A 12,693-nucleotide genomic window follows, 5' to 3' on the forward strand; every position below is an offset into this window, starting at 1 on the left:
ACCTCTTACTGTTGATTAATTAATACGTTTTCTTGCCATTGGCGAGGCAGTTTACGTGCTGATTTTTCCCATGCTTTAAAATCACTTACAGGGTGAACATTGGTATATTGGTCGTTAGGAATTAATTTATCTTGAATCGACTGAGGCAGTGCAACATCACTGCGTATTGGACGCGCATAGCCTTCAGCTAAGTTAATTTGTCCTTGGTCACTGAAGATATACTCGCGAGCCAGTTTTGCCGAGTTTGGATTTTTTGCGAATTTATTGATGATTGTGGTATAGCCTGAGATAACGGAACCATCTTGAGGAATATTTACGCTAAAACGTTCACGTCCTAATTTGTCTCGATAGTTAAGTGCATTGAAATCCCATAAAACAGCGACTTCGACTTCGCCTTTTTCTAAGTTAGCTAAACCAGGGTCGGTGTAAGACAAGCGGCCTTGTTTTGCTAGTTGAGCAAAGAACTTAATTGCCGGTTTTAGGTTACTTTCATCGCCACCTTTTGCAAAAGCAGCCGCGAGTATGGCATTGTTTGCTTGAGCTGCGACACCAACATCTCCCACACTTACTTTGTATGAGCCTTCTAGTAAATCATCCCATGAGGTTGGTGGGTTTTTCACTAGTTTGTTGTTTGAAATAAATGAAATAGTCCCTGTATAGGCCAGTGCCCAGTGGCCTTCTTTATCTTTTGCCCAATCAGGAATCGAGTTCCACGTTGTTGGTTTGTATGGTTGTGTTACGCCTTTTTTTACGGCAACGCGTGCAAATGCGAAACCGACATCACCAATATCTGCTGTTGCATTTTTCTTTTCAGCGGCAAATTTTGCAATTTCTTGAGCGGAGCTCATGTCGGTGTCTTGATGTTTTAAACCGTAGATTTTTCCTAGGTCATTCCATGTATCTTTCCAGTTTGCCCAGCTCTCCGGCATGCCAACACTGTATACTTGGCCTTCTTGTTTTGCCGCATTTACAAGAGATTGAATATCTGCATCTTTTGCAAATAATGGGCTTGATAAGGTTGTAGCAAGTAATGTTGCACTGGTTAATAATGTCTTCATCGGTCTCTATCCTTTTGGACTACATCAATAATTTGATTGTCATCCTAGAGAGAGTTTGTGACGGTTTTGAGGCGAATTTCTGACAGTTTTAGTGAATTTTAATGTCATTAATGTTTCAGTGCTGAGTGAAAAAAGTGCTTGAGTCTTGATTTTTATGGTGATAGTTTTAAAGCATGATTATGAATACTCAAGTTACATTCATCTCAATTTGTTGGTGGCGTTCTATTTTATAGAGCGGCGCTGAATCACACCTATGTAAATATTCAAAGCCGTCGGAAGACTGCTTATGAATACTCGCAATGCTTGTCTCCGATGGTGTATCTATCTAGAGGCAATATCATGAAAAATCAAAACACCGCACATCAATCAAGCATCAAAGAAAAAATTTTAACGGGTGATAGAGCAACAGGTCAGCTGCATTTAGGGCATTTTGTTGGTTCTTTACAGCAGAGAGTTGAATTGCAACACCAGTACGAGCAAACGATCTTAGTCGCCGATTTACAAGGTTTGACGGATAACGGTCATAATCCCCATAAAGTATCGTCGAACATTTTAAATGTAGTTGCTGATTATCTTGCTGTTGGTATTGATCCTCTTAAAACTACTATCTGTTTGCAATCGGCGATTCCTGCATTATCAGAATTGACGATGTATTATTCGAATCTCGTCTCTGTTGCCCGCCTACAAAGAAACCCAACGGTTAAAAATGAAATTGCAAATAAGTCATTTGGCTCTTCTATTCCTACAGGATTTCTCACTTATCCAATTAGCCAAGCAGCAGATATTACGGCGTTTAAAGCAACGTTGATCCCAGTTGGTGATGATCAATTGCCGATGATAGAGCAAACCAATGAAATAGTAAGAAAATTGAATCATATTGCTCAAGAAGAGGTTTTGGTTGAGTGTCGTCCACTGCTAAGTAAGATGTCACGTTTACCTAGCCCAGATGGTAAAACTAAAATGTCAAAATCCATGGGTAATTGCATTCTTTTAAGTTCAAATGAAAAAGGCATATCGAAAGCGGTAAAAGCAATGTATACCGACCCAGCGCACTTACGTGTGGAAGACCCTGGCCAAGTAGATGGTAATGTCGTATTTACTTATTTAGATGCATTTCATCCTGATATTGCTTATATCAGTCAACTAAAAAACCAGTATCAGCAAGGTGGTTTAGGTGATGGGACAACTAAAAAAATCTTAGAAGAGTGTTTACAGGAAATACTAAAACCAATCCGTGAGCGCAGAGAAATGTATATATCAGATAAAGCGCAGTTGATTGAGATCCTTCGACAAGGCAGTGAGAAGTCTCAAGAAGAATCGAATCAAGTTTTACATAATGTGAAAAAAGCCTTTGGCTTAACGTTGTTTTAATATTTTGGGCTTATGAAGATAGAGCAGGGGTAAATATTAGCCCTGCTCTTTTATTTTTCGTTGTAGCCAACGAGTAAATGCTTGATATTTAGGGCGGTGTTCATGGCCTTTTGGGCAAATCAAATTATAACTAAGATTAGAAGCTATAGATTCAAAAGGCGTTATTAGTTCGCCATTTTCTAAGTATGTGCTAATGAGATTGGTACGTGCAATACCTATACCCATTCCATTTCTTACTGCAGATATCGCCATTTCTGAATGGTTAAAGACATAGTTTTTCGTTTGTGTTGGAGTTGGTTTATTTGTCATTGATAACCAGTATGTCCATTCAAAATCTGTGCGTATAGAATCTAATGATTCAGTACAATGAATTAGACAAGCATTATTCATATTAAAAGGATGTTGAGTGAATTTTTGGGCGTAATGAGGAGTACAAATAGGAGTAAGATATTCATCGAAAAGTTTTTCGCAATGAAGATCTGGGTGCTGTCCGTTACTGTAATAAATGGCGAGATCAACGGGTTCATGTTTGAAGTCTAATGGGCTTGCTTTTACTCGAATCTTTAGGTCTAGGCTAGGGTATAGTGCTTGAAATTCAGGTAGTCTAGGCATTAACCATGATTGTGCAAAAGTAGGAGCAACACCTATGTAAAGCTCTCCACTGAGTTCATTAAATTGAATGTCTTCGATTTCAGAAAAAATAGTTTCAAGAGAAGAGTCTAATACATCCCATAAACGTTTTCCTTCTTCAGTGAGCTCTAATTTTCGAGTTAATCGAATGAATAAGGTAAACCCTAATTGGAGTTCAAGTTGTTTAATGCGTTGACTTATTGCTCCTTGAGTTAAAAAAAGTTCCTCTCCTGCAATCGTAAAGCTTAAGCTTTTTGCTGCAATATTGAACGTATATAAGTTCGCTAATAACGATTGTTTATTATTCATGGAGTCCCTCTTTCATATCTATGCATTAGCTATACTAATTTATAGGTATTTTTATATGGTTTGTTAGTCAAGTCAACTTTACGTTTAATTAGCTAGTCTAATTTGTATTGAGGGAATCATAATGAAAAATTCTTTAAAAATTGCGGTGATCGGTGGTGGTTCAAGTTATACGCCAGAGTTAATTGAAGGGTTATTAAAACGTAAGCATGAATTACCATTAAGTGAGTTATGGCTGGTTGATATTGAAGACGGAAAAGATAAGGTAGAAATTATTGCGGGTTTAGCTCGCCGTATGATTAAACGTGAAAATTTGGATATAACGGTAAAAGTAACACTAAACCGTCGTGAAGCATTAGAAGGGGCTGACTTTATCTGCTCTCAATTTAGAGCGGGTTGTTTAGAAGGTCGAATTCGTGATGAACGTATTTCATTAAAATATGGAATGATAGGACAAGAAACAAATGGCCTTGGTGGTTTTGCAAATGCGTGTCGAACTATCCCAATCACACTTGATATTTGTAAAGATATTGAAGAATTGTGTCCTGATGCATGGTTACTTAATTTTACTAATCCATCGGGTATGGTGACTGAGGCTGTTTTAAAACACACTAAAGTAAAAACTGTCGGGTTATGTAACGTTCCTGTAATTATGCAAAAAGGTGTTGCAGAAATACTAAATGCTAAAGAAGAAGATGTGATTATGCAGGTTGCGGGCTTAAATCATTTTATTTGGGCTCGTCAGATTTTACATGAAGGCCAAGATAAACTTGCGTATATCGTTAATGAGATTATTACGGGTAATGATAAATTAGTTCCTAAGAATATTCCCCCTTTTGCATGGTCGAAAGAACTTCTATCTAAAATGGGAATGATCCCGTGTGCTTACCTACGTTATTACTACATGAGTGATGACATTATGCAGCAAGAAATAAAGGAAGCTGATGGGGAAGGAACTCGTGGTGAAGTCGTTAAAGAGATGGAAGATCGTTTGTTTGATATATATCGTAATCCAGATTTAAATGAGAAGCCAAAAGAATTAGAAAAGCGTGGTGGTCAGTACTATTCAGAAGCCGCTTGCGAGTTAATGAGTTCTATCTATAACGATAAACGAACTATCATGCATGTAAATACACGTAATAATGGAACAATAGCAGGTTTACCTGATGACTGTACGGTTGAGGTGAGCTCTATGATTACTAAAAATGGTCCTTTGCCATTAAATGTAGCACCATTCCCGACGGATACACTTCGTCTTATTCAATTGATGAAAGAATTTGAAACGTTAACTGTTGAAGCTGCAATCACTGGAGATTTAAATTTTGCTAAACGTGCTCTGATCTTAAACCCATTAGTAAACACTGGTACTATTTTAGACAAAGCATTAGAAGAGACAGTGAGAGAAAATTTAGATTACATGCCACAGTTTCGTCATTTAGTAGAATAATTTCAATCAGTTGTTTCTTTTCTTAGTTAAAAAATAATGGAATGCAGTTTAGTGATGAGAGTCGCTAAACTGTTACATAGATCATAAAATATAAGTAAAAACACGAAGTACGTTTAAATATTCGTGATCTTGATCCTCGCAAAGTGATCCACACTACTATAGATTGAATGGGTCATTGAGATTTATGACAGCAGCTCAAAGATGAGCGAGTGATTAAAGGAAGTATATTATGAAAAGAACAAGAAAAGCCCAGTTGCAACGTGCGCGAATTCAATATTGGAAAGACACTGCAAAAGACACGGCTAAGAAATGGTAAAAAAATAAAACTCCTGACCGTCAGGAGTTTTTTGGTTTTAGCGCTTTATGTTTATTCAATTTGAACATTAAAATTTCTTTATTCCCACTGAACACCTACTTAAAAATAAATATTTCTAGATCAATGTTTCTAGATCAATGTTTCTTTGATCTTTTTTATCAGCGTTTGATATCGTTTTGGCAATTCTCTGTTTCGTTTTTGAACCAAAAATAAGCGCTCCATAACCAACTCTGTCGGTGTGTGAATATATAATTTGTCTTTGTCAGGAAAGGCATCAATGGCACTTTGTGGCAATACAGTAAAACCAATTCCTTGAGCGATAGGCAATAATATTTGGCTTAATTGATTAATGTAGCTTGCGATAGGGAATCCATTCGCATTTCCTTTTTCTAAGGCTTCATCTTTACAATGATCGAAGTATAACGACAAATAATGCTCGGCGTCTGGGTGTTTAATTAATCCTCGGGACATTAATACTTCGAGAGTGATGGGCGTGTTTTGATCGATTTTTGGCAGAATTAAACAAAGAGGCTCCTCGGTTAGTTCTTCGCTACGAAATAAACTAGGCGTGGGGTTATGAGTAACAATGCCAATATCGATATGCCCACGTTGAATGTCATCTAATATTTTATGATTTGGTGCCGCTTCTAATGAGGTCGTTAAGTTTGGATATGTTTTTTGTAAATCGATACATTCAGGATAAAGAGACAACGCTAAGGCACCAGAACAAGACAGTTTACACAAACCTTTATGTGGGTCATCAAAACTTAGTGTTTCAATTAGATTAGCTGTATTACGCTGTTGCTGTCTTGCAAAATCATAAACCAAACGACCTTGTTCAGTCAGCTCAACACTTTTTCCCTCACGCTTTAATAAATCATACCCACAAGCGTTTTCTAATTTTTTGATGTGCTGACTGACCCCCGGTTGAGTCATGTATAACTGTTCTGCCGTTTGAGTAAAGTGGCCGACATCAACCAAAGTACAAAAGGTATTGAGCCATAGAGGGTTAAGCATAGATCACCAAATCGTTGTTATCTTATGATGTTTCAATATAACAAAATATTATTATATTAAAAATAACTGATAATTTTATGTGTTTAGTAGATATAATATTCAAGTATTTAATCTGATTGATATTATACTCGTGAAAATTTTTAATAAGGAATAGAGATGGAATGTCCAAGCTGTGAAGAGCATATTGGTTGGGAGTGGGTTGAAGACGAAGCCATTGAGCCTAATGAGATTTTTGAATGCCCAGAGTGCGAAGAGTCATTACGGTATTATATTGATGAAGGTACGTATTTAGGTCCTCAACATAAAACAGTAGAGGTGGTGAGTTAATCACCACCTCTTTCATTTAGAGTGTTTACGATAATTTAAAGGTTGCTACTTTTTCACTTAAATCAATGGCTTGTTCTTTAAGTGAATTAGATTGAGTTAAGCTGTCTGTTGAATCAATAACAAGTAGATCGGTTACATCTTTAATTGACGTTACATTTTGAGTTATTTCGCCAGTTACGTGCGTTTGTTCTTCAGCGGCGGTCGCAATTTGAGTAGCCATGTCGCTGATTAAAGTGACTGATGAACTAATCTCTTCTAGTGCTAGTGTTGCTCTGTCTGCATCTTCTACAGAGCTATTTGCTAGCTCAGAGCTGCTTTGCATTAAGTTAACTGCACGACTTGTTGTTTGCTGAAGGATATCAATCGTTGATTTAATCTCTTCCGTTGAAGTGTGAGTACGTTGGGATAACACACGAACTTCATCAGCAACCACAGCAAAGCCACGTCCTTGCTCTCCTGCTCGTGCAGCTTCAATAGCGGCATTTAGTGCTAATAAATTCGTTTGTTCAGCGATACCTTGAATCGTTGCCAATACGGTATTGATTTCTTGAGAGTGCTGTTGAAGCTCACTGATTACCATACTTGCTTCATTCACTTCATTTGCTAGATTATTGATTGATGCTTTTGTTTCAATAACAAGAGAATGGCCTTTTTGAGTACTGCTTGATGAGTTTTGAGCTGCTTCCGCAGTCTGCTCTGCATGAGAGGCTATTTCACGAGTAGCTGATGCCATTTCTGTTACTGCAGTGGCAACCATTGTGATTTCTTGTTGTTGAAGATTAAGCTCTTTAACTGAATTGTTTGCACGGTTAGTACTTTGTTCAGAACCTTCTGTTAATTGTTGAGATTGTTGACGAATATGCTGAATAAGCTGTTGTAAGCTTTCCACAAAAGTATTGAAGTTATTTGCTAGTTCGCCCACTTCGTCTTTATTTTCAACATGGATTCGTTGAGTTAAATCACCACTGCCGTTTGCAATTTGGGCAAGTGCTTGAGACACATTATTTAACGGGCGGAATAAGATATTACACAGTAGGTTGAATAATAACGTACAAATAATGACAGCAATTGCCGTTACCAGTACTTGACCTGATACCGCATCAAATAGAGGGGCAACTAACGAGTCATAATTAATGACGCTCACTGTAATTAAACTCGTACCATCAATTTTTTGAGCATACATAATGTATTTCTCTCCATCCAATTCAATAGAGATGTCAGAGTTACTGTTTGTTGCTTGTTGGATTGTTGAAAAATCTAGGCCTAAAGTTGAGACTGATTTATTCAGAAGTTTTGTATTTGGATGAGTAAAAATATTGCCTTTATTATTAGCAATAAACATAAATCCGTCACCTGGAATAATCACTTTTTCCATACTGTTTAGGATATCGGTGATCTCAACATCTGCACCAAGAACGACTTGTTGACCATGAAGGTTTAACGCTTTACCTAAAGAAACAACATTTGCCCCTGTTGCTGCGGCAACGGTTGGATTGTCCATAAATACTTTTGAAGGAGCCGCAACTGCATTTGTGTACCACCCCCATTTTCTTGGGTCATCATTACCAGGTGGAAGGATCACACCATTTGCATTAGCTTGAGAACCGTCTGGGTAAGCAAGGAAGACATTATCAAACTTTGCAGAGTCGCGAACTTGTTTTAAGTGAACAACGATAGCATCCGCATTTGCTTCTTGAGGTAATGAGGTTAGTGCTCGTTCCTTCGAGAGAACCCAGTCGGTAACGTATTGATTATACGATGCCGTAGTGCTTTCTAAGCGCTGTGTTACTTCTGTATCTAGGCGTTCTAAAGAGGCATTAAATGAAAGAGCTTCAACTAATACTCCCCCGAGTATAATTGCAGCACTAGCTGATATGGCTAATTTGTTTTTAAGCGATAAATTTTTTAACATGTGAGTTCCATCTTTTTAGTTATGTAATGATGATTGTGTGAATAGTGGTATTTAAACTTTGTCATAATAATTTTAAGCTTCGAAATATATCATGTCATAAATATTACATTGAAGATAATAATAGGAATGAATGAAGTATTTGACTCATGCATTTTTCAAGCATTGTCCGTGCCATTTTTATTTATATTATGAATATAATTTCTTATTTAAATGCTAGAGTAGCGGCGCTGCTTTTTATTGTTAGGAAATGCTTAAATTGAATATCTCATATAAATATACGATCGCTGGTTGTGCTGCTATTTTATTTTGGAGCATGATTGTTGGATTAATTCGCAATGTTACGGAACAATTAGGGCCAATTGGTGGTGCTGCAATGATTTATAGCGTGGGTTCGCTATTTTTAGTGCTCGTAATGGGGCCTGGGCGAACGCATGAGTAGAATTTTTGTTAACGAAACGAGTTGAAAATGTAAATAGAAGCTAATCTGCGTTTTTGTATTCACACTTAACCACCAATAATTGATTAAGAATTAACCTCTATTTTTGCTGGTAAGTATTTTTATGAGTTAAATAAGTGTAACGATTAACAGAATGATAACTCATGCGTTCGCCCTGGTAATGGGGCTTCCTAAGCTCAGTGTATTTTCCCTACGCTATTTATTGATTGGTGGTGGGTTATTTGTCAGTTATGAAATGTGTTTATCATTGGCATTAGGAATGGCGAATAGCCGTAACCAAGCAGTAGAAATGAGCATTATTAATTATTTGTGGCCGTCGTTAACGGTATTATTTGCGGTTTTGGCAAGCCATAAACCAGTGAATAAGGTTATTTATCCTGCCATATTATTGTCATTTTTTGGGGTTGCTTGGACATTAAGTGGCGATCAAGGATTATCAATAACTCAATTAATAGAGAATGCAGCAAGTAATCCTGCTAGCTATAGCTTGGCATTTACGGGTGCATTCCTTTGGGCTATTTATTGCAATATTACTAAAAAATTAGCGAATGGAAAAAATGCCATTACGTGGTTTTTTATTGCAACAGCATTAGCGTTATGGATTAAATACGCAGTGAGCGATGAGGGGGCGATTGTTATGACAAGCAGTGCAGTTATTGATCTCTTGCTTGCCGGTATGATTATGGGCAGTGGCTACGCTTTATGGAATATCGGTATTATTGGTGGCAACATGGTGCTTTTAGCTACTTTCTCATATTTTACACCAATATTATCTACTTTCTTTTCTGCTTGGATTTTAGACATTGAGCTAACAATTCAATTCTGGCAAGGCGTTATAATGGTTACTATTGCGTCATTATTATGCTGGTGGTTTACCAGAGAGAAGAGTTAATTTTTGATTGTTGTAAGCCCTATAATGAATAAAACGCCCTTTTTTATGACAAGGAATTTTGATGAAACTCGAACATAATTTCTCTAATCAAGCAATTGATGCCTTTATTAAAATTAGTGCCCTTGCGGTTCTAGTTTTGTGGTGTTTTTCTATTTTAAAACCTTTTTTATTATTGATGATTTGGGGGGGGATTATTGCAACCGCTCTGTATCCTATTGTGGCTTTTTTTAGTAAGAAAGTACGGATCAGTGAAAGTAAGGTCAGTATAATCTTAACTATCATTGGTGTGTTATTACTGCTGATCCCGTTAATCGCCTTATCGACAGGCATTTATACCAGCGGTACTGAACTCTTTTTAGGTTATCAAGATGGAACTATCGCAATTCCTAAGCCGAAAGCCAGTATGCAAGAATGGCCTATTATTGGTAATGAAGCGTATTCTTTTATGTCGTTAGCTTCTTCGAACCTTGAAAGTTTGCTTTTTAAATACAGTGCAGAAGTAAAAGTGGTTGCGAGTAAAGCAGCATCTATCGTCGGTTCTCTTGGTGGTGGGTTTATTCAATTTATTATCTCTACCATCATTGCAGGCGTTTTTATGGCAAACGCAGCTAAATGTGAACGTGCGTCCATTTTAGTTTCAAATCGGTTAACTGGGGCACATGGTGAAGAGTTAACTAAATTATCTAAAACGACGATTAGAAGTGTCGTTCAAGGGGTAATTGGTGTTGCTGTTATACAAACAGTGATGGCAGGCTTAGGAATGGCGGTGATCGGTATTCCTGCTCCGGCATTGGGATTATGGATATTCTTAGTTCTTGTTTTTGCGATTATCCAGTTACCACCAATATTAGTGCTTTTACCTATTATCTTTTATGTTTTCAGTGTCGATACTACAACATCAGGTGTGCTTTTTGCTGTTTGGTGTGTATTAGTAAGCAGCAGTGATGCCGTTTTAAAACCGATTTTATTAAGCCGTGGTTCTCATATTCCTATGATTGTCATTTTGCTTGGTGCATTGGGTGGGATGGCGATGTCTGGCATTGTGGGGCTATTTGTTGGTGCTGTGGTTCTGAGTTTAACCTATCAATTATTCACGGTATGGTTGAATAATGAAGCGGAAGAAAGTTCAGATTATATTGATGATTAATACCTTTTAATTCAATAATTTGTTCTAGGTCGCGATTTCTAAACTCCATATGTAGTGAGTCGTGATAAATGATATTTCTAATACGTTAGAACTCTCTTCTCTTGATATAGTCAAGAGAAGAGAGTTTTATTCTAAGGGTAAGTAATGGCGAATATAGTGGTGTTGCATGGGTTGTATATGCATGGTGTCGTAATGAAACCATTAGCCTCTCGATTGAAAAAGAGAGGTCATACAGTACAAGTCATTACTTATAATTCTTTACGTATCAATGAAGCCTTACTTTTTAAACGCATCCATAATTGCTTATCTGTATCTAAGAAAAATGTCATTGTCGGCCACAGTCTTGGTGGTATTCTTGCTGTGCACTTTGTTAATTCTCACCAAGGTAAAAATACGCCAATAGACTCTGTTGTAACGATTGGTTCCCCACTTCAAGGCTCTTCAATTGCTAAAGAGCTGAAAAACATGAAACTAGGCTTTATTTTAGGAAGCTCAAAAGAGCAGGGATTAATTGATGTGAATAAGCTGACGGTAGATTGTCCTGTGGGTTCTATTGCAGGAACAATGTCGATTGGTATTCGCTCTTCTATTATCAGAGACAAGCAACCTTCAGATGGTACGGTAACTGTAGAAGAAACCTTGTTGCCTGAGTTAACAGATCATTTGTGTTTAAATCATTCTCACACGAGTTTGATTTACGCTAAAGACACGGTTAATCAAGTTGACTATTTTATTGAGCATCACAAGTTTCAAAGGGAAGAGGAAGAAGTGCAAGGAAACTATAAGGCAGATAATCCATCATCTGCCAACGAAGCGTTGAGTATGTAGCTTATCAAATTAGTCGAGATCTTGATCTTCTAGTTGACGCTCTTTACGTAAACGAGCTTCTTCCATTACAGCGTTAATTTCTGCCATTAGGCCGTCAACATCAGCATCTTTACCGTCATCGATAAATACACCAGTAAGCTTGGTATTTGGCGATAGTTCACCTGTTTCATACAATGCCCACATTTCTTTAGCGTATTCAGTGCCAAGCAACTCTGGAGCATATTGGCCATAGTAAGTCGTCATGTTGTTTACATCACGTTCCAGCATCCACTTCGCATTATTGTTTGCTGATGCATCTACCGCTTGAGGTAAATCGATAATCACAGGTCCAAGGTGATCAACTAATACGTTAAATTCTGACAAATCCCCATGCACAATACCAACACACAACATACGAGTGACGTATTGGATCATTAAATCATGATCACGCAGGGCTTGTTCTTTTGTTAACGTAATGTCGTTTAAACGAGGGGCGACAGCGCCTTCATCGTTAGTCACTAATTCCATTAATAGAACACCATCAAAACAACCATAAGGTGTTGGTACACGAACGTCTGCTTCTGATAATTTGTATAGCGCATCAATTTCTGCGTTTTGCCATACTTTTTCTTGCTCGTCTCGTCCGAATTTAGAGCCTTTTTCCATTGCGCGAGCACGACGACTGTTTTTTACTTTTCGTCCTTCACGATACGCTACCGCTTGTTTAAAGCTACGTTGTTCAATCTCTTTGTAGACTTTGGCACATTGAATATTATCGCCACTACGTACAATGTAGACCGAGGCTTCTTTACCACTCATTAATTGGGTTAGAACTTCATCTATTAAACCATCTTCAACTAATGGTAGTAATCTGTTTGGTATTTTCATTGCACCTCATATGAGCGTAGATAAACGTCGCGACTTGTGACGTATTTTTGAACTATTAAGAAAATTTAAAAGGCATTATGCCTATATTCTGCTTTCTCACAAGTTTTGGCGAGCAGTT

Annotated in this window: 11 protein-coding genes and 1 pseudogene; 7 read left to right on the top strand and 5 right to left on the bottom strand. The window is 37.5% G+C overall.

Going from position 1 to position 12,693, the window contains the following annotated elements:
• Positions 1-5: 5 nt before the first annotated feature.
• Positions 6-1,058 (bottom strand): ABC transporter substrate-binding protein, encoded by a 1,053-nt coding sequence (locus BTO22_RS11380; RefSeq protein ID WP_105055633.1) that lies wholly within the window; start codon positions 1,056-1,058, stop codon positions 6-8.
• 339 nt (positions 1,059-1,397) lie between these two features.
• On the opposite strand from BTO22_RS11380, the gene trpS reads away from it, so the two are divergent.
• Complete coding sequence (trpS, locus tag BTO22_RS11385) at positions 1,398-2,429, top strand: tryptophan--tRNA ligase (protein ID WP_105055634.1); 1,032 nt, start codon at positions 1,398-1,400, stop codon at positions 2,427-2,429.
• Between the two features lie 36 nt (positions 2,430-2,465).
• Here trpS and BTO22_RS11390 read toward each other — a convergent pair whose 3' ends face one another.
• Entirely contained in the window at positions 2,466-3,368 is a 903-nt protein-coding gene (locus BTO22_RS11390; RefSeq protein ID WP_105055635.1) for a LysR substrate-binding domain-containing protein, read from the bottom strand.
• A gap of 121 nt (positions 3,369-3,489) precedes the next feature.
• On the opposite strand from BTO22_RS11390, the gene BTO22_RS11395 reads away from it, so the two are divergent.
• Positions 3,490-4,812, top strand: a complete 1,323-nt coding sequence (locus BTO22_RS11395; protein ID WP_105055636.1) for a 6-phospho-beta-glucosidase — start codon at positions 3,490-3,492, stop codon at positions 4,810-4,812.
• A gap of 445 nt (positions 4,813-5,257) precedes the next feature.
• Here the strand turns inward: BTO22_RS11395 and BTO22_RS11405 are convergent, their stop codons facing one another.
• Positions 5,258-6,145 (bottom strand): LysR family transcriptional regulator, encoded by an 888-nt coding sequence (locus tag BTO22_RS11405; protein WP_105055637.1) that lies wholly within the window; start codon positions 6,143-6,145, stop codon positions 5,258-5,260.
• A gap of 156 nt (positions 6,146-6,301) precedes the next feature.
• Here BTO22_RS11405 and BTO22_RS11410 point away from each other — a divergent pair, with 156 nt between their 5' ends.
• Positions 6,302-6,472, top strand: a complete 171-nt coding sequence (locus tag BTO22_RS11410; RefSeq protein WP_105055638.1) for a hypothetical protein — start codon at positions 6,302-6,304, stop codon at positions 6,470-6,472.
• A 25-nt stretch (positions 6,473-6,497) separates the two neighbouring features.
• On the opposite strand, the gene BTO22_RS11415 is transcribed toward BTO22_RS11410, so the two are convergent.
• Positions 6,498-8,384 (bottom strand): methyl-accepting chemotaxis protein, encoded by a 1,887-nt coding sequence (locus BTO22_RS11415; protein WP_105055639.1) that lies wholly within the window; start codon positions 8,382-8,384, stop codon positions 6,498-6,500.
• A gap of 256 nt (positions 8,385-8,640) precedes the next feature.
• Here BTO22_RS11415 and BTO22_RS11420 point away from each other — a divergent pair, with 256 nt between their 5' ends.
• The 4 genes and pseudogenes from BTO22_RS11420 to BTO22_RS11435 all read left to right on the top strand — a co-directional run bounded on the left by BTO22_RS11420 (position 8,641) and on the right by BTO22_RS11435 (position 11,708).
• On the top strand, positions 8,641-8,823 hold the full coding sequence (locus BTO22_RS11420; RefSeq protein ID WP_374954018.1) for a hypothetical protein: 183 nt from the start codon (positions 8,641-8,643) through the stop codon (positions 8,821-8,823).
• A 175-nt stretch (positions 8,824-8,998) separates the two neighbouring features.
• A pseudogene (yddG, locus tag BTO22_RS11425) lies at positions 8,999-9,733 on the top strand (aromatic amino acid DMT transporter YddG); the annotation flags it as partial.
• Between the two features lie 61 nt (positions 9,734-9,794).
• Positions 9,795-10,880 (top strand): AI-2E family transporter, encoded by a 1,086-nt coding sequence (locus BTO22_RS11430; protein WP_105055640.1) that lies wholly within the window; start codon positions 9,795-9,797, stop codon positions 10,878-10,880.
• 144 nt (positions 10,881-11,024) lie between these two features.
• Positions 11,025-11,708, top strand: coding sequence for an alpha/beta fold hydrolase (locus BTO22_RS11435; RefSeq protein ID WP_105055641.1), 684 nt, complete (start codon positions 11,025-11,027; stop codon positions 11,706-11,708).
• 9 nt (positions 11,709-11,717) lie between these two features.
• Here the strand turns inward: BTO22_RS11435 and BTO22_RS11440 are convergent, their stop codons facing one another.
• Positions 11,718-12,575: a PA4780 family RIO1-like protein kinase gene (locus BTO22_RS11440; protein ID WP_105055642.1), complete on the bottom strand. Its 858-nt coding sequence runs from the start codon at positions 12,573-12,575 to the stop codon at positions 11,718-11,720.
• Positions 12,576-12,693 lie beyond the last annotated feature (118 nt).

This window comes from Aliivibrio sifiae (genome assembly GCF_002954705.1).
Classification (GTDB): domain Bacteria; phylum Pseudomonadota; class Gammaproteobacteria; order Enterobacterales; family Vibrionaceae; genus Aliivibrio; species Aliivibrio sifiae_A.